The organism is Bradyrhizobium altum, from assembly GCF_020889705.1.
GTDB lineage: Bacteria > Pseudomonadota > Alphaproteobacteria > Rhizobiales > Xanthobacteraceae > Bradyrhizobium > Bradyrhizobium altum.
Window position 1 is genome coordinate 1 of record NZ_JACMYP010000589.1, and the last position, 802, is coordinate 802.

General features: G+C 63.8%; 1 protein-coding gene. It reads left to right on the forward strand.

The window, feature by feature from the left end:
• Window positions 1-802 (forward strand): IS66 family transposase (gene tnpC / locus H8B02_RS47560; RefSeq protein ID WP_229172558.1); only part of this gene is annotated, 802 nt, incomplete at both ends.

The following is an 802-nucleotide window of genomic DNA, read 5'->3' on the forward strand; positions in this document are numbered from 1 at the left end:
AAAAACACAACGGGAAAGAAGCGCGGCCGCAGGCCGCTGCCGGCGACCCTGCCGCGTGAGCGCGTCGAGTATGACCTGCCCGACGATCAGAAGGCGTGTCCTTGCTGCCGTGGCCAGATGCATCGCATGGGCGAGGCTATCACCGAGCAACTTCATATCGAGGTGAAGGCGAAGGTTTTACAGAACGTACGCTTCAAATATGCGTGCCGCCATTGCGATCGCACCGGGATCAACGCCCCTGTCGTGACCGCGCCGATGCCGACGCAGCCGCTGCCGGGCAGCGTTGCCACGGCCTCAACGCTGGCGTTCGCGCTGGTTCATAAATATGTCGATGGCACGCCGCTCTACCGCCTGGCGCAGGCCTTCGAACGCGCCGGCGTTCCGGTCAGCCGCGGCGCTTTGGGTCGCTGGGTGATCGGCTCGAGCGAGAAACATCTCTCCCGCATCTATGACGCCCTGAAGCTGCGGCTCAGATCGCAGCCTCTCATCCATGGCGACGAGACGACGGTTCAGGTCCTCAAGGAGGAGGACAAAAAGGCCACCAGCACATCGTATATGTGGGCTTATCGCAGCGGCAACGGCAGTCACGAGCCCATCGTTCTTCTGGATTATCAGCCGGGCCGCGGCCAAATCCACCCGCAGGCCTTCCTCGGCGATTACCGCGGCATCGTGATGAGTGACGGCTATACCGCATGGCGCACGCTGGAACGGGCCACCCACATCGGCTGCATGGCCCACTCCCGGCGGCGCTTTGTCGATGCCCTCAGGGCGAGGAAGAAGGGCGGCGGTCCGCCCGAGCAGG